Below are 24,281 nucleotides of genomic sequence, written 5' to 3'. Positions count from 1 at the left end.
CTGGTGATTGAGGCCACTGGAGCCGGTACGGACACCGTGCGTACCGCGCTGGCCAGCTACACCTTGGGTGCCAACGTCGAAAACCTCACCTATACCGGGGTGGGTAACTTCAGCGGTAGTGGTAACGCGCTGGACAACATCATCACTTCAGGCGCTGGTAACGACCAACTCAACGGTGGTGCGGGTAGTGACCAGTTGCTAGGTGGCAGTGGCAACGACACCCTGAACGGCGGCGATGACAACGACAGCCTCGATGGTGGCCTTGGCAACGACATCCTGAACGGTGGGGCTGGCAGCGACACACTGTTCGGTGACGCTGGCAACGACATCCTGTCGGGTGGTAGCGGCAGTGACTTCCTCAACGGTGATGTTGGCGACGACATCGTCAACGGCGGCGCCGGGGATGACACGATGATGGCCACTGACGGCAATGATGTCTTCCAGTTCGCCGCTGGCTTCGGCAATGACCTGATCATCAACTTCGACAGCAACGCGGTGGGTGGCCAGGACCGGCTGGATATCACCGCCTTCAACATCACTGCGGCTACCTTTGCCGCCAGCGTCACCATCGCCGATGTTGGCGACGATACGCTGGTCAGCATTGGCGCCACCGACTCCATCCGCCTGGTAGGGGTGGCGGATGCAACCACCGTAACGGCAGCGGACTTCACCTTGGCCAGTTGAGGAGCCCCAGGGTAAGTTGTTGGCTTCAAATACCGGGGCTGCTGCGCAGCCCCGGTTTATTTGCCGGTCAAACCGGCATGCACGCTCAACTCTTCATCGATGAACGCTGCAATCATCGCCCGATAAACCCGCTCCACCACCTCTGGCGAAGCCCCCGTTTCTTCGGCAATCCCTCGCACCTTGGCAATCACTTGCTCGACCCGTGCGGGTGCGCGAACGTCATCGGTGGTCTTTTTGAAAGTGGCCGCCTGGGCTACCAGCTGGCCGCGCTGGGCGAGCAGGGCGACCAGGTTCTGATCGATGTGATCGATGCGAGCGCGAACGTCTTCGATCGATGTGCAGCGTACGTCCATGTGTGAAGCTCCTTGAGGGGGTTGCGGGACAGTACTACGGCACATGTCCCGTTTCAGAAGTCGTAGCGCAAATCCAGCATCGCATTGCGCGGTGCACCGTAATGCCCGTAGCTGCCGGCCATGCCTGCGTAGTATTTCTCATCGAACAGGTTGTTCACGTTCAGCGTTGCCGCAAAGTGATCAGTCACCTGGTAACGGGCCATGAGGCTTGCAACGGCATAGTCTTCATCCTTGGCCTTGGCATTGTCCAGGTCAGCAAACGTCAGGGACTTGCTGGAGTCCCAGTTAACACCGCCGCCAAGGGTCAGCTTGTCCCAGTGACCTGTAAGCCGGTAGGTCGTCCACAGGCGCAAGGTGTCCATCGGCAGTTGGGTGTTCAGGCGTTTGCCGTCAGCGTCTTCGGTACGAGCATGGCTGTACCCGGCCTGCACGTTCCACCCCGGAGCGACTTCGCCACTGATTTCTAGGTCGAAGCCTTTGGTTTTGGCACCGTCCACCGCTCGGTAGGCGGATGTACGCGACGGCGTGATTTGCCCAGGGTCCAGTTCAGCAAAGTTGTCCCGCTCGACCACGAACAGTGCCGCGCTGGCATTCAGGCGACCCTCGTAGAACTCGCCTTTCCAGCCCATTTCGTAGTTTTTGCCAATCACCGGGGCGAGTACCTGGCCGTTTTTGTCTTGTGATGACTGGGGCTGGAAGATATCGGTGTAGCTGGCATAGATCGATTGTTCAGGTGTCAGGTCATAGACCAGGCCGGTATAGGGCGTAACTTCACCTGTTTCACGCATCTTGCGTGGCGTATTGAGCCCTGTGATCCGCGAGGTGAAGTTGTAGTCGTAGCTGTAGTTCGAAACCCGTGCACCCAGCAACCAGTGCAGCTCGTCACTCAGGTTGAAGCGGTTGGCGACGAAATACCCGCTTTGTCGCGTCTTGATATCCAGCAGTACCGAAGGTCGATAACCGTCACGGGCCAGGTAGTTGTCCCAGGTGTAGAAGTTGAAATCGGTGTTGCCACCACTCAGCGAGTCATGGTGGTTCTTGTAATCCGAATAGTTGTAGCCAACCACAAGGTCGTGGGAGCGACCGAACAGCTCATAGCTACCCTGCAGGTTTACATCCACACCTTTCTGCACCTGGTTGGCAGATATCATTGCCCGTTCGGCGCTGGCAACCCCGGTCTGCTGGTTGAGGAAGCTGTTACCTGTGGTGCTGCGGAACCAGCCCAGGTCGGCATCGCGATCCACATCCATGTAATTGCTCACCACCCGCAGCTTCCAGTCATCGGCCAGTTGCTGCTCCAGGGTCGCGGTGTAGTTCAGTGTCTCGAAATCATCATACATCCACCGCGCACCGGAGCTGGTTGAGCGGGAGAAGTGGGTCTGCTGGCCATTGCTGTAGATCAGCGGTACACCAGGCGCACCGGTTGACCGGTATTTCTGGTAGTCGACACCAAGACGCACCAATGTGGTGTCGGTCAGGTCGGCCTCGGCTACCCCATAGACGATCTCCCGCTTCTGGTCGTACCAATCCATGAAGGTCTGGTTGTCCTGCTTGGCTACCACCATGCGTCCACGCACATTGCCGGTTTCGGTCAATGGGCCGGATACGTCTGCTTCGCTGCGGTAGTTGTCCCAAGAGCCGACACTGCCTTTGACATAGGCTTTGAACTCGCGGGTAGGCTTCTTGCGGATGAGGTTGATCACGCCACCAGGCTCGCCCGCACCGGTCATCAGCCCCGTCGCACCGCGCACGACTTCGATGTGGTCGTACAGCGCGGTGTCCAGCAAGGTGCTGGGCATGTTGCGGGTTTCGTTCTGCTGGCTGGTGTTGACACCGTCAAACTGGTAGCTGTTGATGGCACTGCCACGGGAATAGATATTGAAACGCTCACCACCGTCCTGGGACATGGTGATGCCGGGTGTCTCCTTCAGTACATCGGTGATGCTGGCCAAGTGCTGATCATCCATGCGTTGGCGGGTAATGACACTGATACTCTGCGGCGTTTCGCGAATCGACAGGTTCATCTTGGTCGCGGTGCTGGTCACCCCCGTGGTGTACGAGCCGGTCCCCTCGGTGGTTGCCCCCAACCCGACACTGTTCACATGCGTGGCGGACAGCTGCATGGCTCCGGTTTCTTCACCTGCCGGGATGATGAACCAGCGGTCGTCACTGTCCCGCATCACCCGCAGGCCACTGCCCGACAACAGCACCTGCAAGCCATCATCGACACCGTACACACCTTCCAGCCCCGGCGTTTTGCGCCCTTGCGTGGCGGTGGGGTCGAACGACAGCACGATACCGGCCTGGGTGGCGAAACGCGTCAGCGCCTGGCCAAGGTCGCCCTGGCCGATGTGGTACTCACGGGGCGTGGTGTCGGCCAGGGCAGGGGTAGCGGCGAGCAGGGCTGAAACCAGCAGGGCATTGCGGATACCGGCCGCCAGCGGGCGGAGCGGATGATGCGTTTTCATGGAAGGCTTCTCTTATGTTGGCAAGCGGGTCATGCACCCGTTACCCCTGAGTCGAACGAGAAAGAGAAGAAATCTCATCGGCAGGCAAAAAAGTGTTCATCCCGTGTGTCGGGCACTGACGGTCACCCAGTAACGGGTGCGGTGCACGATGTCTATCGGCAACACGCTAGTGATTGCACGCAGGGCCTTGTCGGTGTCATCTACCGGGAAAGTACCGCTAACGCGCAGCCCTGCCACCGCCGGGTCGCAGCGCAGCCAGCCACGCCGGTAGCGGCCCAGTTCGGCGACCAGCTCAGCCAGCAGTTGTTCATTGGCCACCAGCAGGCCCTGGGTCCAGGCATCCTGCGAGGCGTCCAGTGACTGCGCCGAGTCGGCAAATGCCGCAGAGAAACGGCAGCGCTGCCCAGGTTGCAGCAACAGCGGTTGGCCATGGTCCGGTGCAATGCGCACCTGGTGCTCGAACACACAGACCTGAGTCTGCCGCTTCAGCAGGCGCACTGAAAAGCGTGTGCCCAGGGCCTGCACCCGACCATGGACGGTCTGTACGAAGAAAGGCCGCCCGGCAGGGTCGCTGGCGGTAGTGACCATCACCTCACCGTGGCGCAGGTTCACCAGGCGCTGTTGGGCGTCGTAGCGTACATCGGCTGCGCTGTCGGTGTTGAGCATCAACTGCCCACCGTCGGCCAGGGCCACGGGCAATCGCTGGCCCACCGCCGTGTGATGGTCGGCAAGCCAGACGCCGTTTTCGAGTTGGTCAACGCCCAGCCAGCCCAGGCTGCTCCCGCCCAACATCAACGCCACGCCCTTGAGCACACTGCGCCGGGTGTTGTGCTTGGCCTGGCCGGCGAGGTCCAGCGTGCGCCCGGCCACGGCAGCGGGCACGCTCTGCAGGCGTTGTTGCAGGCGCTCGATTTGCTGCCAGGCCCACAGGTTGGCGGCGCCTTGTTGCAGCCAGTGGTGCCAGCCGAGGTGGTCTTGCGGGCTGGCCGCGCCGCTCTGCAGCAAGGTATACCACTGCACCGCCTGTTCCAGTGCCGCGCGCTGGCGCGGGTCGGTCACGCTCATTGCAGGCCGGCCTCAAGGTTGAACAGCAGGCAATGGTGCAGCGCTTTGGCCATATGGCGGTTGACCGTGGACAGCGATATGCCCAACTGCTCGGCAATGGCTTTGTACGGCATGCCCTCCAGTTGCGACAGCAGAAACGCCCGGCGAACTTCAAGCCCCAGGCCCGCCAGCATGGTGTCGAGTTCGCACAGTGTTTCCAGCAGCACGGCGCGGTCCTCTTCGGAAATGTCCAGCGCCTCGGGTTGCTCGGCCAGGGTTTGCAACCACGCCCGCTCCAGGCGCGCGCGGCGGAAGTGGTCGATCATCAGGCGGCGGGCAATGGTGGCCAGGTAGCCCTTGGGCTCGCGCACGGCTTGCAGGCGCTCGGCCGCGTTGTCTGCCGTGAGGATACGCACGAACACGTCCTGGACCATGTCGGTGGCCAGGTGCTGGCAGGTGAGCCGCGGTTGCAGCCAGTTGCGCAACCAGCGGTGGTGGTCGCGGTAAAGGCCATCGACCTGGGCGTGTGCGTCCATGCAGGGCTTTTTCATACAGTCGGGTTCAAATAAGAATTCTTATCATTATGGTGATGCTCAGCCATGGGAACAAGGGGCGAGCCTAGGCAGCCGCTCACCTTGCATCGTTTAATTGCGAGTGATTATCATGTGTGCCTTTCCAGCATGCAGACGCAGGCCACTCGCCAATGGGACCCCCAAGCTCCTTCGACCTGGATGTCGAGCACCTCTACACGCAGCACCACAGCTGGTTGAAGCGCTGGCTGCTGAAGCGTCTGGGGGAGGCTGCGGATGCCGACGACCTGGCTCAGGACACCTTCGTGCGTATCATGCGCGCGCGGCGCCCGGTCAACGACCTGCAGCGCCCCTTGGCGTACCTGGCCACCATCGCCAACAGCCTGCTGGTCAACCGCTGGCGGCGCCTGGCGGTGGAGCGCGCCTATGCCGAGGCCTTGGCGGCGCAACCGGAGCAATACGAGATATCCGCCGAAGAGCGCCACTTGCTGATTGAAACCCTCACACAGCTCGATGAGCTGCTGCACGGGCTGTCGCCACGGGTGCGCGAGATCTTCCTGCTGTCGCAGCTCGACGGGCTTACCTACAAGCAGATCGCCGCGCAGCTGGCGCTGAGTGTCGACCAGGTGCAGCGGGCCATGCTCAAGGCATTCGATCGCTGCTATGCCAGCCAGTTCGAGTGACGCCATGCCGCCTTCCGAGCCTGTTTCCCCCGCTGTACGCCAGCAGGCCATTGCCTGGTTCTCGTTGACCCAGTCTGGCGATATGAGCGCCGAGGAAGTCCGTGAGCTTGAACGCTGGCGCCAGGCCGACAGCGAGCATGAACGTGCCTGGCAGCGCATGGCGGGTTTGCCGGCGCTGATCCGCAACAACGCAGGCGCACTGCGCGACCCGGTGGCCAGGTCGGCGCTGCAACAGGCCCGCTACGTCAACGGCGACCGCCGCCAGCTCTTGAAAATGCTGATGGGCGCCAGCGTGTTGGGTGCCATCGGCTGGCAAACCAGGGAAAGCCAATGGCTGCAGGGCAGCCTGGCAGACCTCAGCACGGTGACCGGCGAGCGCCGTCGCCAGGTGCTGGCCGACGGTACCGAGCTGTGGCTGAACACCGCCACGGCGGTGGACATCGACTTCAACGCCCACACCCGGCGCATCCTGCTGCGCTACGGCGAAATCAACGTGCACACCGGCCACGACCCGCTCGGCCGGCCGCTGCAGGTGCACACTCAGGATGCGCTGATGCAACCACTGGGTACCCGCTTCACCGTGCGCTGTGGTGAGGGCTGTGTAGGCACGTTGCTATCGGTGAGCAGTGGGCGTGTGGCGGCCACGTTACGAGGTGGGCGGGGGCAGCAGGTTGTCGAAAGCGGGCAGCGTGCGCGGCTCGAGGATGCTGGCATTTTCATCACGCCGCAGGCCGTGCAGGACGATGCCTGGGTAGAGGGTTTCGTGATCGCGCAGGCTACACGGCTGGATGAACTGGTCGGCCAACTCGGCCGCTACCGCCCGGGCATTCTGCGTTGCGACCCGCGTGTGGGCGGGCTGCGGGTTACCGGGTCCTACCCGTTGGATGACAACGAGCGCATCCTCGCACTGTTGGAAAGCAGCCTGCCGGTGAGCATCCAGCGGCGCACGCGCTACTGGGTGACGCTGGTGCCCAAGGCCGAGGCCTGAAAAATATTTTGGCGATGTGCGCAGTTTTTTCGTTCTCGATTGGCTTCAGGGCATACCCCGCCAATAACGCGGCCCTTTTGACCCATTCGGACGCTCCACATGACTCCTCGCATTACCCCGCTGGCCCGTGCCATCCACCTGGCATTCGCCACCGGCCTGACCCTGGGCAGCCTGGCTGTTACCCATGCCGCGCTGGCGCAGCCTGCGGCCAGCAGCATCATCCGTTTCGATATCGAGGCAGCCCCGCTCGACCAGGCGCTCAGCCAGTTTGGCCGCCAGGCGGGTATCCCGCTGTCGATCGATGCCAGCCTCACGGCCGGCAAGGCCAGCCCGGGGGTGAAGGGCAGTTTCAGCGTGGAGCAAGGCTTTGCCCAATTGCTGGCCGGCACCGGGCTGAGCGTGTTCAGGACCGACAGCGGCAACTACTTGCTGGCGCAGGCCGCCGAAGCGAGTGGGGCGCTGGAACTGGGGGCCACGTCGATCAACTCGCGGCTGCTGGGTGAGACCACCGAGGGCACCGGGTCGTACACCACGGGGGTGACCAGTACGGCGACCAAGATGAACCTGTCGATCCGTGAAACGCCACAGTCCATCAGTGTGATCACGCGCCAACGGATGGATGACCAGCAACTGAACAACATGACCAGCGTGCTGAACCAGACCCCGGGCGTGACCATGTCTCAGGATGGGGGGCAGCGATACAACATCTATTCCCGTGGTTCGGCGATTAACACCTACCAGATCGATGGTGTTACCACCACTCAGGAAAACCAGACACGCAACATGCCCAGCACGCTGCTGGATACCGCAGTGTATGACCACATCGAAGTCGTGCGTGGCGCCACAGGGTTGATGACAGGCGCAGGCGACCCAAGCGGCGTGGTCAACGTCATTCGCAAGCGACCGACACGCGAATTCCAGGCGCACGTCCAGCAGGGTTTCGGTTCCTGGGATTACTACCGCAGCGAGGCAGATGTCTCGGGGCCTTTGACCGAGGAAGGGGGGCTACGTGGCAGGTTCGTAGCCGCGAAGCAGAAAAACAACAGCTTCCGAGACTGGTACAGCGAAGACAAGGATATCTTGTATGGCGTACTGGAGGCCGACCTCGACGATGCAACGCTACTGCGTTTTGGTGTCGACTATCAAAAGTTCAAGACCCGGGGCTCGCCGGGTGTGCCGCTGCTGTATACCAACGGGCAGCAAACGCACTTTTCGCGTTCGACCTCCAGCGGTGCTCGCTGGATGTATGACCAATTCGAAACCACCAATTATTTCGTCAACCTTGAACATGTTTTCGCCAACGAATGGCAGCTCAAACTCGCTGCCAATTACATGGATTCTGAACGGGACAATTACAACGGCTCTGTACTGACATCATCGAACCGCGCCTATCTCAACCAGGCCACCGGCGCTGTCAATGTCACCCGTTACCGTGCCAACGCACCGCAAACCCAGAAAGGCCTGGACCTGACCTTGCAAGGCCCGTTCACGCTGCTGGGCAGAACCCACCAGTTGATCACTGGCTACAATTATCAGGACTACACCAACCACCACACCGGCTACGACATCACGCCAGCGACGGTCGACTTCAATAACTGGCAAAACTACGTGGATCGCCCGGTCGAGCGAGGTGTGCTCGGTGAAATCTTCGATGTCGAAAGCCATCAGCAGGGCAGCTACGCCGCGTTTCGCTTCAGTGTGGTCGATGACGTCCATCTGATCGTTGGCGCCCGCGTGTCGGACTACTACTACGACTATTACTACACCAGCCCTGGCAGTTGGGAGCAGGCGTATACCATGAAGAAACGTGGTGAAGTCACGCCGTACATGGGCGTGACGTACGACATCACCCCTGCGCAGACGCTTTACGCCAGCTACACCGATATCTTCAAACCCCAAACGGCGGTAGACCGCAGCGGCAAGGTGCTTGACCCGGTAATTGGCAGCAACTACGAAATGGGTTGGAAGGGGGAGTTCTTCAACGGCCGCCTGAACGCCAATGCTGCCGTGTATCTGGTGCAACGGCAAAACCTGGCAGTCGACGACGGCGTTGTGGTTGGGCGAGTTGAACAAGCTGCGTTCAAAGCGTCAAAGGGTGAGACCAAAGGGTTCGATCTGGAAGTGAGTGGCGAAATTCTGCCCGGTTGGAATGCTCAGGCCAGCTACAGCCATTCCCGCACTGAAGACCCCGCAGGCGAGCGGCTGCTGACGCAACTGCCGATGGACGCGTTCCGACTCTGGAACACGTATCGCTTCACCGGTGACTGGGACAGGCTGACCGTGGGGGGCGGTGTATCGTGGAACTCAGGCATTTCGCTCTCCTATTCATCATCCACACTCCAGGCAAAGGTCACCCAAAGTGACTACGCAGTGGCCAGCCTGATGGCACGTTATCAAGTCACCGATAACCTGGCGGCCACGCTGAACCTGAACAACCTGTTCGACGAGAAGTACTACTCGGGGATTGGCGGAAGTGTCGGGCACTATGGGGACCCACGTAATGCCAGCCTGAATCTGCGCTACGACTTCTGATGCAAGAGGGCGCAATGCGCCCCGACTGTCTTGCAGTTCACAACCCGTCAATGCCCCACAAGTTCCTCTAGCAAGCGCTGCTTGTACCCCTGCAGTACCTGGCTATCCCGCTGGCGTGGATGGGGCAGGTCTATACGCAGGTCCTCACGAATCCGTCCCGGGTGTGCGTCCATCACGATCACCCGGTCACCGAGGTACAGCGCTTCTTCGATATCGTGGGTCACCATGATTACCGTGCAACGTTCCTGCACCCAGATGCGCTGCAACTCCTGTTGCAGCCGCACCCGGGTCAGTGCATCCAGGGCACCAAGCGGCTCGTCCAGCAACAGCACCTTGGGCTTGTTCACCAGCGCCCGGGCAATCGCCGCGCGCTGGGCCATGCCACCGGAAAGCTGGTGCGGATAGGCCTGCTCGTAACCACTCAGGCCCACCCGTTCGATGTGCTCGGCCACCAATCGATCCTTCTCGGTCGTCGGCAGTGCATGGTTTTTCAACGCCAGGGCGATGTTCTGCTGCAGGGTCATCCACGGGAACAGGCGGTGGTCCTGGAACACGATGCCGCGTTCCAGGCCTGGCCCGCGCACGGGTTGCCCATCCAGCAGGATCTGCCCCTGGTAAGCCTGGTCCAGGCCAACGATCAACCGTAGCAGGGTGGATTTGCCGCAGCCGCTGGCGCCGAGAATGCTGACAAACTCGCCGGGGCGGATGTCCAGGTCGATGCCTTGCAGCACCGGCACAGCCTTGCCCTTGAGCGGATACGCCTTGTTCAGGCCGCGAAGGGTCAGCGCGCCGGTGATGGCGCTGGTGGGTAAAGCATGGGCGATGGCGTTCATGGTCGGGCCTTTCAAGAGGTGGTACGCCAGCGCAGCAGGCGGCGGGTGAGGAGGGTGCTCAGCCAGGACATCAGGTAGCCACACAGGCCGATGCACAGCACGCAGACCACGATGATCTCCATGCGCGCCCCGGCTTCGGCGGTCATCATCAAGCTGCCAAGGCCGGCCCCGGCAGACAGGAACAGCTCGCTGCCCACCGAGGTTACCCAGGCGAACGCCAGGGCCTGCAACACCCCGGCGGCGATGCCTGGCAGGGCGGCGGGTAGCAGGATCAGCCGAAGTTGCTGCCAACGGCTGAGCATCAGCACCTGCGCCGCTTCGCGGTGTTGGCCGGCGACCTGGCGCAGGCTCTCGAACGTGTTCAGCACCATCGGGTACAACGCCGCCAGGCTGACAATCAGCAGCTTGGCGCCTTCGCCGTTCCCCAGCCATAAGGCAATCAACGGAATCCAGCCCAGCATCGGTACCTGGCGCAGGGCGTGGAACAGCGGGGCGATCAGGCGGTTGGCCGGTGCGGACAGGGCCATCAGCGCGCCCAGGCCAACACCGCCGACAATACCGATGGCCAGGCCGCTGCAGGTGCGCAGCAAGCTGGCCCACAGGTTGACCAGCAATTCACCGCTGCCCAGCAATTCGGCCAGGGCCGTGCCCACCTGCGCCAGCGGCACGAAGGCATAGGCGCCGGCGGCGCCCTGGCGCGAGGCGTACTCCCAGGCGCCGAGCAGCAACAGTGGCAACACCAGACCGCGCAATTTGTGCAGTTTCATCACAGCCTCCTCAGCGGCTTTGCCAGGCTGACAAGCGCCGCTCCACACGGCGCAGGGTGAAATCCAGGGTAAAACCGATCAGTCCGGTCAGCACCACGCCGACCATCACCACATCGATACGCAGCATCTGCCGGCCCATCTCGATCATCTGCCCCAGGCCGCTGTCCGCCGCCAGCAGCTCGCAGGCCACCAGCACCACCCAGGCGCGGGTCAGGGCCACGCGAATGCCGGTGACAATGGCCGGTACTGCTGCGGGCAGGGCAATTCGCCCCACCAGCGTCGGCCAGCGCAGGCGGTACACCGCCGCCACTTCGAAATGGCTGCGCGGGATGGCGCGGATGCCTTCACAGGTGGCCAGTGCCACCGGGAAGAAAGCGGTCTTGGCAACGATCACAACCTTGAAGGTTTCGTCGACACCAAACGTCAGCACGAACATCGGGATCAGGGCGATGCTCGGCACCTGACGCAGGGTGTGGAACAGCGGGGCGCAGTAGGCCTCCACCGTTTTCGACAGGGCCAGCGCCGCACCGAAGCCGAGGCCGGCCAGTGCGCCGCCGGTGAAGCCCAGGGCCAGGCGCGACAGGCTGCCGGCCAGGTGCGCCTGAAGTTCGCCTGTGGCCAGCAGGTCGTTGAGGCTCAGCCAGACCTCTTGCGGCGGGACCAGCAGGTTGGCCGGAAACAGTCCGGCATTGGCCACCACGGCCCAGAGCGTGAGCAGGGCCAGGGGGGAGATGAACCAGGAAAGGGTGGAGAGCACGCGCATGGCAGGCCTTGGGAAAGCGATAGGTAACGGGGAATCGCAAGAGCTGTGCCAAGGGGCGCAGGCCCCGGATTGTGGGGTTGGAGGGGGAGCGTGGTGCTGGGGCAGCAGCGGGGTGCTGCTGGAGCAACAGTCCGTCAGCAGCATCGGTGTTGGTTTCTTCGCAGGTAAGCCCGCGAAGAAACCAACGCGGTTTCAGCCTAGAAGTCGTAACTCACGCTGGTGTAGTAGAACGCTCCCTGCGCGCCCTCCGGGCTGGTGATGGAGTATTTGGGCACGCCATACAACTGCGCGCCCTTGAGCTTGTCCGGGTGGCTGTCGAACAGGTTGATCGCGCCCGCCGACAAGGTCAGGCCCAGGTCGAACCGATACGACACATCCAGGTCGGTTACCCACTGCGGGCTGAAGGTCTGGTCCAGCGTGGGGTTTGCGGCGTTGCGGTTTTTCCACTCGCCATAACGGCGCTGAGCCACGGTGACGCTCCAGTTGTCATACAGCCAGTTGGCGCTGAGCGTGAGCTTGTCCTTGGGCGTGCCATCCTCGATCAGCCCTTGGGTATTGCGGCCGATGATCTGGTTGCCGGGGATGTTGCCCACATCATCCAGCCCGGTGATGCGGGTGTTGTTGCGCGCATAGCCGCCGTTGAAGTCCACCCGCCCCCAGCGGCCCACGTCCAACTGATAATGGCCCGCCAACTCGAAACCGTCGGTGCGGGTGTCGGCGATGTTGGTATAGAACGCCGCACTCTGGATGTTGGCGTAGGGGGTGCCGGCGAAGATCGGGCCCACCACCGAGGCCGGCAACTGATCGGACAGGGTGATGCGGTTGTCGATGTCGATGCGGTAAGCGTCGAGGGTGACCGAGGCATTGGGCAACGGCCGCCAGACCAGGCCCACGGAGAAGTTGGTCGACTCCTCCGGCTTCAGCGCCTTGCCGCCCAGCAAGGCGGCTTCCGGGCTGTCGGCGCGCAGGGTGCGCTGCTGCACCTCGACCCAGTTGCCACTGCCTGGCGGCTGCTCTACCACTTGCACACTGAACGACGACAGCCCGCTCTGCACCAGCGAAGGCGCGCGGTAGCCGGTGCTGGCGCTGGCGCGCGCGGCAATCTGCGGGGTGAAGTCGTAGCGCAGCGACAGCTTGCCGTTGGTGGTGTCACCAAAGTCCGAATAATGCTCGCTGCGCACCGCCACACCGGCCTGGAATTTTTCTGTCAGTTGGGCTTCGACATCGACATAGGCGCCGATCACGCGACGGTCCAGCGACACGGCATCGACCTGGGTGATGCCCGAGTAATAGCCGGGGATGCGTCGGCCAGAGGCCGGGTCAACGGTGTTGAACAGCGGGCCGTTGGACCAGCCGGCAGCGTCGCCCTCGGTCAGGTCGTAGTTTTCCTGGCGCCAGGCCAGCCCGGCAGACACTGTAAGTGGCTTGAACAGCCAGTCGTTGGCAAAGTCGCGGGTCCAGTCCAGGGTCAGGTTGGTCTGGTCGGCTTCGCGGCGGCCGGTGTAGATCGTCGAGGGGCTCGCCGTACCCCAGCTGGGGTTGATGGCGTTACGGTCGGTGGAGTCGACCCGGTTGTCGCCGTAGTTCAAGGCCAGGTCGAAGTTGCCCAAGGTTTCGTCTTCAAGGCGCAGGCCGCCGGTGACCGCAAAGTCTTCCAGGCCATAGCGGGTGACCGGCAGGCGGCCGTCGGGGTAGCGCGCCAGGGCCACGCTGCCGTAGTTGCTGCGCAGGGTGGTGGGCGGGTCGAAGAAGTTCTCGGCGTCGGTGTTCTTGTGCGCGTAGGTGGCAAAACCGTAGGCGCTAAGGCCGTCGCTCAAGCCCATTTCGGCGTTGGCGGTGAAGTTGTACTGGTCCGAGACATTGCCCGAGCCCCAGCGCCAGTTGCGGTAGCGGTTGTTTTGCTCGCGCGCGGTGTCGATGCTGGTAGAGCCGGGGTAGAAGAGGCGGTTGTCGTCGCGGGTGTCGCTGGCCGGGTCCTGGCTGCCGGCGTCGAAGGCCAGGGTCAGGAAGCCGTCGTTGGGCAGGGCGAAACCCTTCCAGCCACTGAGTTTGCGTTGCAGGCCGTCGCCTTTCTTGTAACCGCCGAAGCGGTAGCCGGCGTTGCCACCTTCGTCGCGCTCCTTGAGCACGATGTTGATCACCCCGGCAATGGCATCCGAGCCGTATTGGGCGGCGGCGCCGTCACGCAGGATTTCCACGCGCTCGATGGCCGACAGCGGGATCAGGCTGAGGTCCACCGCTGCCGCGCCACGGGCGTTGACCAAGCCCTGGCGGGTAACGTTTGCGCTGGTGTGGCGGCGTTTGCCGTTGACCAGCACCAACACCTGGTCCGAAGCAAGGCCGCGCAGCGAGGCACCTTGGGCGATGGAACCCGCGAAAGCACCTTGTGGTGATTGCGGGAAGCTGAACGAGGGCGACAGCGCGGTGAGGGCGGCGGACAGGTCGCTGGCGCCGGTTTCCTGGAGTTTTTCGCCGCTCAGTACATCGACCGGGGCGGCGCTTTGCAGGGCGGTCACGTCGCTGCGGTGGGTGCCGACCACGACCACGGTGTCGAGGCGGTCGTTGGGTTCGGCGGCGAAGGCGGGCACGGCGAGGCCGGCGATGGCCAAGGCGATGGCGCTGGCCAAGGGGGTGTGGTGGGGCATGGGTAATCCTTCTAGACGGCGTGATGCCTTGGGGCTGCTGCGCAGCCCATCGCGACGCAAGGCCGCTCCCACAGGGAACGCGGTCTCCTTGTGGGAGCGGCCTTGCGTCGCGATGGGCCGCGCAGCGGCCCCAGTGGTTGTCAATCAGAATCGGCTGGTAACGCTGAGCCCGACGGTGCGCGGGTCGCCGTAGGTGATCACGTACTGCCCGGCAGTGCCGTTGGGCCGGCCATGCACCTGGTAGCGGCGGTCGGTGAGGTTGTTGACGAAGCCGGTCACGCTCAGCTTGTCGTCGTGGCTGAACCAGCTCAGGCGGGCGTTGGCCAGGGTGTAATGGGGCTGGCTCAGGGTGGCGTCGGCACTGCTCTGGCGGTCGGCCAGGAAGTACTCCTTGTCCCGGAAGCTCACGTCGCCACCGGCCACCAGCTTGCCGCCCACTTCCAGCGGGATGGTGTAGTCGGCGCCCAGCGACACCACGTTGCGCGGGGAGCGCACGAAGCTGTTGCCGCTGTAGTCGCCGGTCACCGCGCCGGTGGTAGGGTTGGTGTTCTTGAAGTCCGTGTATTCGGTGTCGAGGAACGACACCGCCGCGCGCAGGTGCAGGCGCTCGGTCGGCTGGCCTTCGATTTCCAGTTCAGCGCCTTTGACCTTGCCCTTGGCGCCGTTGGTCAGTGCGGTGGTGAGCACGCCGTTGTTCACCGTCAGCAGGTTCACCTGGATGTCGGAGTAGTCGTAGTAGAAGAGGTTGGCGTTGACGGTCAGGCGGCGATCGAACCACTCCGACTTCAGCCCCAGCTCGTAGGCGTCCAGCTCTTCCGGGTCGACCGTGGTCAGCTGTGCCAGGCTGGTCGAAAGCCCGGTGTTGAAACCACCCGAGCGGAAACCGTGGGCGTAGCGGAAGAACACCCGCAGGTTGTCATTGATGCGGTACTCGGGGGTGAGGTCGTAGGTCCAGGCTTCCCAGGTCTTGTCTTCCTGGCGGTTACCGTTGGTGCCCACACCGCCCAGCGGGATCAGCGGGCCGTTGGCGGTGGCGCGGGTCAGTTGCACCAGGTCCAGGTCGATGTCCTTTTTCTCCTGGGTCCAGCGCAGGCCACCGGTGACGCTGAAGTCATCGGTAAAGTCGTAGGTCAGGTTGCCAAACAGCGCGTAGCTGTCGGTGCGGTGGTCGTAACCCAGGTCGCGGAATGCGGTGGTGCCCACCTGGTTCGAACCGGTGCCGTTGGGCGTCGGCCCGGGGGTGACGATGCGTTGCGCCGAGCTGTCCAGGTCTTCATGGAAGTAGTGCGCACCCACCAGCCAGTGCAGCGGGCGGTCTTCCGGCGAGGCCAGGCGCAGCTCCTGCGACCACTGGCGGTAGCTGTTGTCGGTGATGGCCGCGCCGTTGACCTCGTAGGGGGTGTAGTCGGCATCGCTGGTGGAGCGGTTGCGGATGTAGTCGTAGGCGCTGATCGAGGTCAGGGTGTAATCGCCGAGGTACCAGTTGAAGGTCAGCGAGGCGCCGTCGTGGTCCAGGCGATAGTCTTCGTTGACGTTCAGCGAGATATCGCGGCCGTGCGGGCGTTCGTAGCCGACGTTGTAGTAGCGGCCAACCGGCAGCGAGCCGTTGCTGCCATCGCCTTTGAACTGGCGGCTGTGCAGTTTGAGCAGGGCGTCCAGGTCGGGGTTGAGCTGGGCCAGGAACTGCAGACGGATGGCTTTCTTGTTCACATCACCGTAGGTGTTGCCGTCGAAGTCGTTGTTCTGGAAACCGTCACGCTCTTCGGAATACAGCGCAACTCGCCCGGCCAGTTTTTCATCAACCAGCGCACCGCCGATGGCACCGGTGACGATACGCTCGTTCTTGCTGCCGAAGCCGACAGTGCCATAGCCGTCGGTGTCGAAGGTGGGCTTCTTCGAGATCACGTTCACTGCGCCGGCCGTGGTGTTCTTGCCATACAGGGTGCCTTGCGGCCCGCGCAGGATTTCGATGCGTTCCAGGTCGAACAGCGGCCCGCCACCGGCGATGGGCGCGTTGAGGTAGACATCGTCCGCGTAGATGCCCACCGGGAATACGGTTGCCGCGCCGGTATCGCCGGTGCCCAGGCCGCGGATGTACCAACGAGGGCGGCCGTCGCCGTCGGGGTTCTTGGCCGAGGCGTTGGGCACGAAGGTGGTGATGTCGCCCATCGAGCGCACGCCATCGGCGGTGATGCTGGTGCCCTTGATGGCCGACACGGCAACCGGTACTTCCTGCAAGGTCTGCTCTCGGTGCTGAGCGGTGACCGTTACGGTTTCAAGGGCGGGTTCGTTCTTGTTGTCTTCGTCGGCAGCGATGGCCTGGCTGCCGGTGCCGGCCAGCAGCAGCGCAAGGCTGATCTGGCGGGCCAGTGGGTTGAGCTGATGCATGGTGAATCTCCCCGTATGTAAAGCGTTGTTGGGGAGGGCTAGAGCAGGGACTGTGCCATTTTGTTAAGTTGTTGATATATATGGTTTTTTATGGATTTATTCGGCGGTGTTGCAGGTTGGGCAGCAGTCGGGTGCTGGGCGGGTGCTGCTGGGGCAGCAGTGGTGGCGTGCAACCTGTTGCAAGCGTTTTTGCGCCCCGCTCGCTGCCTGCTGGCGCTTAGTCTGGAACGATTGTGCAACCGTTGTTCAGTGCGCGAGCGCGCAGGGCCTCGAAGTGGTCGCGCAGGCACAGGTGCAGTTGCGACACCGCAGGCGTGAGTTGTTTGCGGTGTGGGCAAACCAGGGTTACAGGCACGGATTCACCCAGGTATTCGGGCAGGATGATCTGCAGTTCGCCGGCTGCAATATTGGCGCTTACGTCCAGCCACGATTTGTAGACGATGCCTTCACCTTGAAGGGACAGACGGCGGATTACGTCGGCATCGTCGCTGACCAGCGGCCCGCTGACCTGCACGGTGCGGTTGCCCACCCGCCATTTGTCGTAGACCCGGTTGTGCTGCATGTACAGCAGGCAGGCATGTTCTTGCAGGGCTTCGGGCGTGGTCGGGTGGCCGTGGCGGGCCAGGTAATCGGGCGATGCCACCAGCACCCGGCGGTTCCAGCTGGCCAAGGGCAGGGCGATGTAGTTGGCGTCCTGGTTGAGGCCATAGCGGATGGCGACATCCACCGGGTCACGGTTCAGGTCGGCAATCTGGTCGGACAGAAAAAAGCGCAGGTGCAGGGCCGGGTGCTCCCGGCGAAAGGCGCTCAGCCAGGGCAACAGCATGTTGCGGCCCAGGTCGGAAGGCGCCGACACCTGCAGGGTGCCACGCAGGGTGCCGGGGTTGCCATGCAGGTCTTCGCGCCCCTGGCGAAGGCTATCCAGCACGTTCAGGGCGGTCGGCAGGTAGCGCTCGCCTTCGGCGGTAAGGCGCAGGCTACGGGTGGTACGGGCAAACAGGCGCACATCGAGGTCGCGTTCGAGGCGTTTGATCGCAGCAGCCACTTGCCCCGGCAGCAGACCGGCTTCATGGGCGGCGGCCGTGAAGCTGCCCAGTACGCTGCTGCGCACGAACAGTTCGAGGTCAGTGATGCGCAGCATCTTCACTCCAGGTGTGAAAGTGTTGCTGCATTGTGCCGGTTTTTCTTTGCGGCAGGAAAGATAAGATGCCCGGCAAATCCCCAGTACATTCCGGAGTTGTTGCATGGATACCGTCTCGCTGGCCAAGCGCCGCTACACCACCAAAGCCTACGATGCCTCGCGCCGCATTCCCCAGGCCACTGTCGACGCCCTGCTCGAGCAACTGCGCCACAGCCCGTCCTCGGTCAACTCCCAACCCTGGCACTTCATCGTCGCCGACACGGCCGAAGGCAAGGCCCGCCTGGCCAAGAGCACCACGGAGCGCTTTGCTTACAACACGCCGAAGCTGCTCGATGCTTCGCACGTGATTGTGTTCTGCACCCGTACCGAAATGCCCGAGGCGCACCTCAATGCCGTGCTCGAGCAGGAAGCTGCCGATGGCCGTTTCCGCGATGAGCAGGCGCGAGCCGCGCAGAACCAGAGCCGCCGTCACTACGTCGACCTGCACCGTCATGACCAGAAGGATGTTCAGCACTGGATGGAGAAACAGACCTATCTGGCATTGGGTACTGCATTGCTGGGGGCTGCGGCACATGGCCTGGACGCCACGCCCATCGAGGGCTTCGACAGCAAGGTCCTGGATGCCGAGCTGGGGCTGCGTGAACGTGGCTTCACCAGCGTGGTGATCCTCAGCCTGGGTTATCGTGCTGAAACGGACTTTAACGCCGGGCTGAACAAGTCGCGCTTGCCAGCGTCGCAGGTGTTCACTTTCCTGTGAGGTTACCGGGGCGCTGGGTGCCCCGGTGACGCCGTGCGGCAGGCCGCGCCAGGGCGCGGCTTACCACAACGTTGCAGATGCTGCTGTCAGTACCCGGGCAAACACGTCGATCGCTTTGTCCACTTCGGCCTCGGTGCTGAAGCGCCCGATGCTCAAGCGCACACTGTTGCGTGCCTGGTGCTCGTCCAGCCCCAGCGCCAGCAGCACATGTGAGGCTGCATGGCTGGCCGAGTTGCAGGCCGAGGTGGTCGATAACGCCAACTCGCTGGCCAGCGCCGCACTGTTGAAGCCCTTGCTGTCGATGCACAGGTTCAGGGTATGCGGAATGCGTTGGCTGGCGCAGCCGTTCAGGCTGACGCCGGGCAAAGCCAGCAGGCCTTCGCGCAGGCGCTTTGCCAGTTGCTCCAGGTGCTGGTATTCACTGTCACCGGGCTGGCCGGCCAAGGCAAAAGCGCTACCCATGCCCGCGATCTGGTGGGTTGCCAGGGTGCCGGAGCGCAGGCCCTGTTCATGGCCGCCGCCGTGCATCTGCGCACGCATCAGCGTACGTGCTCGTGGCCCGACGTACAGCGCGCCGATGCCTTTTGGCCCGTACACCTTGTGCGCCGAAAACGACATCAGGTCCACGGCCATCGTGTTCAGGTCGATGGCCAGCTTGCCCACGGCCTGCGCCGCGTCCACGTGCAGCAAGGCACCGTGGGCACGCACCTGCTCACCAATGGCGGCAAAGTCGGTGACCGTGCCCAGCTCATTGTTGACTGCCATCAACGATACCAGGCGGGTATCGGGGCGCAGTGCGGCCTGTACGCTGGCGGGCTGGATCAGGCCGGCGGCATCCGGGGCCAGGCGGGTAACGGCCCAGCCTTGGCGCTCCAGTTCGGCCACGGTGTCGAGCACGGCTTTGTGTTCCAGTTGGCTGGTGATCAGGTGCCCAGGCTGGCCGGCGCCTTGAGCAATGCCTTTTAGCGCCAGGTTGTTGGACTCGGTCGCGCCCGAAGTCCAGACCAGGCGCTCGACGTGTGCGCCGACGCGCTCGGCCACTTGCTGGCGGGCGTGCTCAACGGCTTGTCGGGCAGCCTGGCCGAAGGCATGACCACTGGACGCCGGGTTGCCGAAGTTGGCTTGGCTGCCAAGACTGGCGAGCATGGTTTCGATGACCCGGTCGTCGACTGGAGTGGTGGCGGCGTAATCAAAGTAGAGCGGGGCGCTAGGCATTGAGGCAGGTCCATGTCTGTCGCCGTGAAATCGGCGATTGATGGCGTAAGCGTATCCGCCACCTGAGAGAATTTTTTTACTTCCCACAGTGGATCTTTGAGTGCCGCCACATAGATTTTCTATCTATTTGTATCTTTGTAGGATTTTTTCCTCCGTGGCGGCTATGAGCGATCCCTCGTGCGCATCTTCAGGCAGGCTCCGACGCTCTTTCTTCCTCGGCCACCACACGTTCGCACAGTTCGGTGATTTGCTCACGCATCCAGCGGTTGGCCGGGTCCTGGTCGGTGCTTTCATGCCAGTACAGGTGCGTTTCGAGCGCGGGTACTTCCACCGGAAGGGGGTGATAGCGCAGTTGATGGCGGCGGGCGAAGCGCTCGGGCACGGTCATCGCCATGTCGGTTTGCTGCAATACCTGCGAAGCCATCAGGTAGTGCTGTGAGCGCAAGGCCACTTTGCGCTGTACGCCCATCTTGCCCAGCGCCAGGTCGACATAGCCCAGGCCGTTACGGCGGCTGGAGATATGGATGTGGGTCATGCCCAGGTAACTGTCGAGGGTCAGCTTGCTGTCGGCCAGCGGGTGGCCCTGGCGCAAGGCACAGACATAACGGTCTTGCATCAGCTTGACGTGGCGTACCTGCGGGTCGGTGTTCAGCGGGGCGTCGATGGCGAAGTCCAGGCGGCCGGCGGCAAGTTCCTTGGTGGTTTCGCGGCGCTTGCACAGGAAACTCTCGATCAGCACCGCCGGCGCCAGGCGGCGCAAGCGCTGGAACAGCGGCGGCAGGATGACTGCTTCGGTCAGGTCGGTCATGCTGATGCGGAAGGTCTTGTTGGCCTGTTGCGGGTTGAAGATGCGGCTTTCCTGCACCGATGTACGTAGCAGTGCCAGGGCGTTGCGCACCGGGCCGATGATGTTCTGCGCCATGGGCGTGGGCACCATGCCTTGTGCGGTGCGCACGAACAGCGGGTCGTTGAAGGTTTCGCGCAACCGCGAAAGGGCGTTGGACACCGCTGGCTGCGTGATACCTACAATCTGCCCGGCGCGGGTCAGGTTGGCTTCGGTGTAGATCGCATCGAACACGATGAACAGGTTGAGGTCGACCTTGCTGAGGTTCATGGGCGCCGCTCTTTGTTGGAGTTATTGGCCGATCATATATCGGTTATGAATGTTTATACACGCGGAAAATAGACTAGGTGGATGGGCGCATGCTGCTCTAGGCTCTGGCCCATGTACTCCGAACCGTGAAGGTAGCCCCGATGGATTTCGCCTATTCGCCCAAGGTCCAGGCACTGCGCGAGCGCGTCACTGCGTTCATGGACGCCTATGTCTACCCCGCCGAAGCGGTGTTCGAGCGCCAGGTCGCCGAGGGCGACCGCTGGCAGCCCACTGCAATCATGGAAGAGCTCAAGGCCAAAGCCCGAGCCGAAGGGCTATGGAACCTGTTCTTGCCTGAATCGGAATACGGCGCCGGCCTGAGCAACCTGGAGTACGCCCCGTTGGCGGAAATCATGGGCCGCTCGTTGCTTGGCCCGGAGCCGTTCAACTGCTCGGCGCCAGATACCGGCAACATGGAAGTGCTGGTGCGCTATGGCAGCGAAGCACAGAAGCGCCAGTGGCTGGAGCCGCTGCTGCGTGGCGAGATCCGCTCGGCGTTCGCCATGACCGAGCCGGACGTGGCCTCCTCGGACGCCACCAACATGGCCGCCACGGCCGTGCGTGACGGTGACGAGTGGGTGATCAACGGCCGCAAGTGGTGGACCTCCGGCGCCTGCGACCCGCGTTGCAAGGTGATGATCTTCATGGGCCTGTCTGACCCTGAGGGGCCGCGCCACCAGCAGCACTCGATGGTACTGGTACCCACCGATGCGCCCGGTGTGAAGATCGTCCGCCCGCTGCCGGTGTTCGGCTATGACGATGCTCCCCACGGTCACGCCGAAGTGCTCTTCGAAAACGTGCGGGTGCCGTATGAAAACGTGATTCTCGGTGAGGGCCGCGGTTTCGAGATTGCCCAGGGTCGCCTTGGCCCTGGCCGTATCCACCACTGCATGCGTTCGATCGGCATGGCCGAACGTGCGTTGGAACTGATGTGCAAGCGCTCGGTGGAACGCACCGCCTTTGGCCGGCCACTGGCACGGCTGGGTGGCAACGTCGACAAGATTGCCGACTCGCGTATGGAGATCGACATGGCCCGGCTGCTGACGCTGAAAGCGGCTTACATGATGGACACTGTCGGCAACAAGGTGGCCCGTAGCGAGATCGCGCAGATCAAGGTGGTGGCGCCGAACGTGGCCTTGAAAGTGATCGACCGGGCTATCCAGATCCATGGCGGGGCAGGGGTGAGCGGCGATTTCCCACTGGCCTACATGTATGCCATGCAACGCACCCTGCGCCTGGCTGACGGGCCGGATGAAGTGCACCGCGCGGCGATTGGCAAGTATGAGATTGGCAAATATGTGCCGGTGGAGATGTTGCGTAGCGGGCGGTAATGGCTTCGTCAGTGGCTACTTACCTGTTCGCGGGCGTGCTCGTGAACAGGGACTTTAAGCAAAGCTCGGGTAACCTGTAGGACGCTTCTGATTCTCTGCTCCAAGCGCTTGAAACCGCCTTGCGGGTGTTAGGTTTCGAACCTCAACCACGCAAAGGGAGCTTGTAGATGCGCGTCAGTCTAGAGGGAAAAGGTCAGGCAGTTGACGGCGATATCACCACAACTGGAGCCGTTTGTATTGCGACAGGGGCCGGCTATCTGGACGAAGGCCGAATGGTGCTCCGTGAAGGCGACCAGACCACGCCATGCCCTCTTTGTGGGCAGGTGGGAATGGTCGCCGAAGGTGTGGACCACTTCATTTCCGATGGACAGCGAGTGGCCATGGATGGTGCGTTGGTTGTCTGTGGCTGTTCGCCGGGCAGCAATCGGGTGGTCGCACCGCTGTATCAAGCACCGCCACCCATGCAGCCCCTAGCAGGGCTTGCCAATGCTCACTTTTCCGAGCCGTCAAACGCGGTCTACCCGGAGCGTTTCTCCCAACCTGTAATAGGTGCACTGCCCGGTACGCTGGAGCCTGGCTTCTATGTGGTTCCCCGGCGCATGTCGTTCCCCGAGGTGCTGCTGCACTTGGCCGAGCATGATGCCACGTTACCGATTTCCCGATTGCAGCGGCTCAATCCGACGTTTGAACAAGGGTTCAAAGCAGGGGAAATTTTCGTCATCGGTGATCCTGACAACGGTGACGCCTGCACACGCGAAGAGGGAGAACTGATGGCCGCAGCGCAGCATGCGCGGCGTGCGCTGGAAGTGCTCGACTTCGCCGAAGCGGATTTCATGATGAAGCACCAGGCCGAAATCGCCGGTTTGCTCAGCGATGCCAGCCTGTCCATGGGCGTGGGTAAGGACATGCTGGATCAAGGGTTGAAACAGGTCAGTCACACATTGACCAGTATCGAGCAGTTGCACCAACGGGAGTTCATGCGTCATGGCCACTTGAAAAGCCCAGGCTTCTTTGCCGAGCGTCGGCGGCTTCTGCGACAACTGGATAGTCAGTTGAAGTTAGCGTTGCTTAACAAACAACTGAACCTAGGAAGCTATGAGCGACTAAAGAAAAGCTTGAATATTTCCACCAAGAGCCTTGTGCATCATTGGTCGAAAGCGGGCGGGCCAGGGCAGATTCCTGGGTACGCGACGCATCTGGATAAGGTGGCGCGGTTCAGCAAATACCTTAGTTACGGTGGACATGCTGCAATTGGACTGGGTGGGGCTTCTTCTTTTCTTAAAGTTGAGGAAGTGTGTCGCGCTGGAAGCGAAGAAGCCTGTGCAAAAATTCGATATGTTGAAACCGGGTCATTCAGCATGGGGGTGGGCGGAGGGATGGCGGGGGCAGCATTGGCTGGCGCCGCGGCTGGCACGTTATGTGCCGTTTTTAGCGTAGGTACTGGGGGGCTTGCAGTTCCAGTGTGTGGGATCTTGGTCGTAGGCACGGGTAGTTTAACGGGCGCAAAGTTGGGAGAAATGGCCGGCGGGGCTATCGGGGAACTCATCTATGAGGCTCCAAATGATGAGCTTTGAAACCTGGCCTTTCGTTATGAAACTCCTGTTTATGATTACCCCTTTTGTCATTGGCCTGCTAGGTGCTTCCATTAACCTTTACATCACGCTATCACGTGACTTTCACGTTGCCTGCTCAGCGATTACGAGTAACCCTTATCTAGAGCAAGTGAAGGTGGCTTGGGGGACTTCAAGCTTGAAGTGGCGATGGCTGCTGGTTTGCAATATAGGTGGTCTTGTCACGTTCCCTGGATTGGCGTTGCGTTATGGCAAGTTGGATGTTAATGAGTTAAAAGCATTTCCTCCAAAGCTCAAACGAAGGCTTGGGATTTCGGTGTGGCTGTCAATTGTCGGGTTTGTTTGGATTGCGATTGCAGTTGCAGTAGCCGAGCTCTCCAAAGCGTAGTGAACCCTAGAGCGGCTTCCAGGCGGACGTACGTCACCTGGGAGCGC

General features: G+C 62.3%; 20 protein-coding genes. 8 read left to right on the top strand and 12 right to left on the bottom strand.

The genetic code is table 11. The features are described 5' to 3' along the window. On the top strand, positions 1-684 hold a 684-nt coding region (locus tag A0O30_RS27000), incomplete at its 5' end, for a calcium-binding protein (protein WP_305891561.1). 56 nt (positions 685-740) lie between these two features. On the opposite strand, the gene A0O30_RS26995 is transcribed toward A0O30_RS27000, so the two are convergent. The 4 genes from A0O30_RS26995 to A0O30_RS26980 form a co-directional block, all read right to left on the bottom strand. Continuing rightward, on the bottom strand, positions 741-1,037 hold the full coding sequence (locus A0O30_RS26995; RefSeq protein ID WP_105948747.1) for a chorismate mutase: 297 nt from the start codon (positions 1,035-1,037) through the stop codon (positions 741-743). Positions 1,038-1,090: 53 nt separating this feature from the next. Then, positions 1,091-3,505, bottom strand: coding sequence for a TonB-dependent receptor (locus A0O30_RS26990; RefSeq protein WP_105948746.1), 2,415 nt, complete (start codon positions 3,503-3,505; stop codon positions 1,091-1,093). 96 nt (positions 3,506-3,601) lie between these two features. Then, on the bottom strand, positions 3,602-4,570 hold the full coding sequence (locus A0O30_RS26985) for a FecR domain-containing protein (protein ID WP_105948745.1): 969 nt from the start codon (positions 4,568-4,570) through the stop codon (positions 3,602-3,604). Next, positions 4,567-5,085, bottom strand: a complete 519-nt coding sequence (locus A0O30_RS26980; RefSeq protein WP_105948744.1) for a sigma-70 family RNA polymerase sigma factor — start codon at positions 5,083-5,085, stop codon at positions 4,567-4,569. The genes A0O30_RS26985 and A0O30_RS26980 overlap by 4 nt, the downstream gene beginning before the upstream one ends. Before the next feature lie 167 nt (positions 5,086-5,252). Here A0O30_RS26980 and A0O30_RS26975 point away from each other — a divergent pair, with 167 nt between their 5' ends. The 3 genes from A0O30_RS26975 (at position 5,253) to A0O30_RS26965 (ending at position 9,282) form a co-directional block, all read left to right on the top strand. Then, positions 5,253-5,762, top strand: a complete 510-nt coding sequence (locus tag A0O30_RS26975) for a sigma-70 family RNA polymerase sigma factor (RefSeq protein WP_105948743.1) — start codon at positions 5,253-5,255, stop codon at positions 5,760-5,762. A gap of 4 nt (positions 5,763-5,766) precedes the next feature. Further along, entirely contained in the window at positions 5,767-6,750 is a 984-nt protein-coding gene (locus A0O30_RS26970; RefSeq protein ID WP_105948752.1) for a FecR domain-containing protein, read from the top strand. A gap of 99 nt (positions 6,751-6,849) precedes the next feature. Further along, positions 6,850-9,282 (top strand): TonB-dependent receptor, encoded by a 2,433-nt coding sequence (locus A0O30_RS26965; protein ID WP_105948742.1) that lies wholly within the window; start codon positions 6,850-6,852, stop codon positions 9,280-9,282. A 47-nt stretch (positions 9,283-9,329) separates the two neighbouring features. On the opposite strand, the gene A0O30_RS26960 is transcribed toward A0O30_RS26965, so the two are convergent. The 6 genes from A0O30_RS26960 to A0O30_RS26935 all read right to left on the bottom strand — a co-directional run bounded on the left by A0O30_RS26960 (position 9,330) and on the right by A0O30_RS26935 (position 17,819). After that, positions 9,330-10,115 (bottom strand): ABC transporter ATP-binding protein, encoded by a 786-nt coding sequence (locus tag A0O30_RS26960; protein ID WP_105948741.1) that lies wholly within the window; start codon positions 10,113-10,115, stop codon positions 9,330-9,332. An 11-nt stretch (positions 10,116-10,126) separates the two neighbouring features. Continuing rightward, on the bottom strand, positions 10,127-10,882 hold the full coding sequence (locus A0O30_RS26955) for an ABC transporter permease (RefSeq protein ID WP_105948740.1): 756 nt from the start codon (positions 10,880-10,882) through the stop codon (positions 10,127-10,129). Positions 10,883-10,892: 10 nt separating this feature from the next. After that, positions 10,893-11,645: an ABC transporter permease gene (locus tag A0O30_RS26950; RefSeq protein ID WP_105948739.1), complete on the bottom strand. Its 753-nt coding sequence runs from the start codon at positions 11,643-11,645 to the stop codon at positions 10,893-10,895. Positions 11,646-11,842: 197 nt separating this feature from the next. Continuing rightward, positions 11,843-14,290, bottom strand: coding sequence for a TonB-dependent siderophore receptor (locus A0O30_RS26945; RefSeq protein WP_105948738.1), 2,448 nt, complete (start codon positions 14,288-14,290; stop codon positions 11,843-11,845). A 144-nt stretch (positions 14,291-14,434) separates the two neighbouring features. Further along, on the bottom strand, positions 14,435-16,678 hold the full coding sequence (locus A0O30_RS26940; protein ID WP_105948737.1) for a TonB-dependent receptor: 2,244 nt from the start codon (positions 16,676-16,678) through the stop codon (positions 14,435-14,437). Positions 16,679-16,895: 217 nt separating this feature from the next. Continuing rightward, positions 16,896-17,819 (bottom strand): LysR family transcriptional regulator, encoded by a 924-nt coding sequence (locus A0O30_RS26935; RefSeq protein WP_105948736.1) that lies wholly within the window; start codon positions 17,817-17,819, stop codon positions 16,896-16,898. Positions 17,820-17,922: 103 nt separating this feature from the next. Here A0O30_RS26935 and nfsB point away from each other — a divergent pair, with 103 nt between their 5' ends. Next, positions 17,923-18,576 (top strand): oxygen-insensitive NAD(P)H nitroreductase, encoded by a 654-nt coding sequence (nfsB, locus tag A0O30_RS26930; protein ID WP_060497226.1) that lies wholly within the window; start codon positions 17,923-17,925, stop codon positions 18,574-18,576. Positions 18,577-18,636: 60 nt separating this feature from the next. Here nfsB and A0O30_RS26925 read toward each other — a convergent pair whose 3' ends face one another. Beyond that, a complete protein-coding gene (locus A0O30_RS26925; protein WP_105948735.1) occupies positions 18,637-19,791 on the bottom strand; it encodes a cysteine desulfurase family protein in 1,155 nt (384 codons plus the stop codon). 187 nt (positions 19,792-19,978) lie between these two features. Continuing rightward, on the bottom strand, positions 19,979-20,905 hold the full coding sequence (locus A0O30_RS26920) for a LysR family transcriptional regulator (protein ID WP_105948734.1): 927 nt from the start codon (positions 20,903-20,905) through the stop codon (positions 19,979-19,981). A 140-nt stretch (positions 20,906-21,045) separates the two neighbouring features. Between A0O30_RS26920 and A0O30_RS26915 the strand changes: the two genes are divergently transcribed. The 3 genes from A0O30_RS26915 to A0O30_RS26905 all read left to right on the top strand — a co-directional run bounded on the left by A0O30_RS26915 (position 21,046) and on the right by A0O30_RS26905 (position 24,234). After that, a complete protein-coding gene (locus A0O30_RS26915) occupies positions 21,046-22,275 on the top strand; it encodes an acyl-CoA dehydrogenase (RefSeq protein WP_105948733.1) in 1,230 nt (409 codons plus the stop codon). A 167-nt stretch (positions 22,276-22,442) separates the two neighbouring features. After that, a complete protein-coding gene (locus A0O30_RS26910; protein ID WP_105948732.1) occupies positions 22,443-23,849 on the top strand; it encodes a PAAR domain-containing protein in 1,407 nt (468 codons plus the stop codon). Continuing rightward, positions 23,836-24,234: a hypothetical protein gene (locus A0O30_RS26905; protein WP_177410320.1), complete on the top strand. Its 399-nt coding sequence runs from the start codon at positions 23,836-23,838 to the stop codon at positions 24,232-24,234. The genes A0O30_RS26910 and A0O30_RS26905 overlap by 14 nt, the downstream gene beginning before the upstream one ends. Positions 24,235-24,281 lie beyond the last annotated feature (47 nt).

The sequence above is a fragment of the Pseudomonas sp. LLC-1 genome, from assembly GCF_002992185.1.
GTDB lineage: Bacteria > Pseudomonadota > Gammaproteobacteria > Pseudomonadales > Pseudomonadaceae > Aquipseudomonas > Aquipseudomonas monteilii.
The sequence above is the reverse complement of the archived record's forward strand: the minus strand, read 5'-3'. Positions and strand labels throughout refer to the sequence as shown.

Bases quoted from the DNA above. Each gene is read 5' to 3' on its own strand.
- A0O30_RS26920 (WP_105948734.1), bottom strand. From the start codon at position 20,905: ATGAACCTCAGCAAGGTCGACCTCAACCTGTTCATCGTGTTCGATGCG.
- A0O30_RS26995 (WP_105948747.1), bottom strand. From the start codon at position 1,037: ATGGACGTACGCTGCACATCGATCGAAGACGTTCGCGCTCGCATCGAT.
- A0O30_RS26910 (WP_105948732.1), top strand. From the start codon at position 22,443: ATGCGCGTCAGTCTAGAGGGAAAAGGTCAGGCAGTTGACGGCGATATC.
- A0O30_RS26915 (WP_105948733.1), top strand. From the start codon at position 21,046: ATGGATTTCGCCTATTCGCCCAAGGTCCAGGCACTGCGCGAGCGCGTC.
- A0O30_RS26970 (WP_105948752.1), top strand. From the start codon at position 5,767: ATGCCGCCTTCCGAGCCTGTTTCCCCCGCTGTACGCCAGCAGGCCATT.
- A0O30_RS26935 (WP_105948736.1), bottom strand. From the start codon at position 17,819: ATGCTGCGCATCACTGACCTCGAACTGTTCGTGCGCAGCAGCGTACTG.
- A0O30_RS26965 (WP_105948742.1), top strand. From the start codon at position 6,850: ATGACTCCTCGCATTACCCCGCTGGCCCGTGCCATCCACCTGGCATTC.
- A0O30_RS26945 (WP_105948738.1), bottom strand. From the start codon at position 14,290: ATGCCCCACCACACCCCCTTGGCCAGCGCCATCGCCTTGGCCATCGCC.
- A0O30_RS26940 (WP_105948737.1), bottom strand. From the start codon at position 16,678: ATGCATCAGCTCAACCCACTGGCCCGCCAGATCAGCCTTGCGCTGCTG.
- A0O30_RS26960 (WP_105948741.1), bottom strand. From the start codon at position 10,115: ATGAACGCCATCGCCCATGCTTTACCCACCAGCGCCATCACCGGCGCG.
- A0O30_RS26950 (WP_105948739.1), bottom strand. From the start codon at position 11,645: ATGCGCGTGCTCTCCACCCTTTCCTGGTTCATCTCCCCCCTGGCCCTG.
- A0O30_RS26925 (WP_105948735.1), bottom strand. From the start codon at position 19,791: ATGCCTAGCGCCCCGCTCTACTTTGATTACGCCGCCACCACTCCAGTC.
- A0O30_RS26975 (WP_105948743.1), top strand. From the start codon at position 5,253: ATGGGACCCCCAAGCTCCTTCGACCTGGATGTCGAGCACCTCTACACG.
- A0O30_RS26955 (WP_105948740.1), bottom strand. From the start codon at position 10,882: ATGAAACTGCACAAATTGCGCGGTCTGGTGTTGCCACTGTTGCTGCTC.
- A0O30_RS26990 (WP_105948746.1), bottom strand. From the start codon at position 3,505: ATGAAAACGCATCATCCGCTCCGCCCGCTGGCGGCCGGTATCCGCAAT.
- A0O30_RS26985 (WP_105948745.1), bottom strand. From the start codon at position 4,570: ATGAGCGTGACCGACCCGCGCCAGCGCGCGGCACTGGAACAGGCGGTG.
- A0O30_RS26905 (WP_177410320.1), top strand. From the start codon at position 23,836: ATGATGAGCTTTGAAACCTGGCCTTTCGTTATGAAACTCCTGTTTATG.
- A0O30_RS26980 (WP_105948744.1), bottom strand. From the start codon at position 5,085: ATGGACGCACACGCCCAGGTCGATGGCCTTTACCGCGACCACCACCGC.
- nfsB (WP_060497226.1), top strand. From the start codon at position 17,923: ATGGATACCGTCTCGCTGGCCAAGCGCCGCTACACCACCAAAGCCTAC.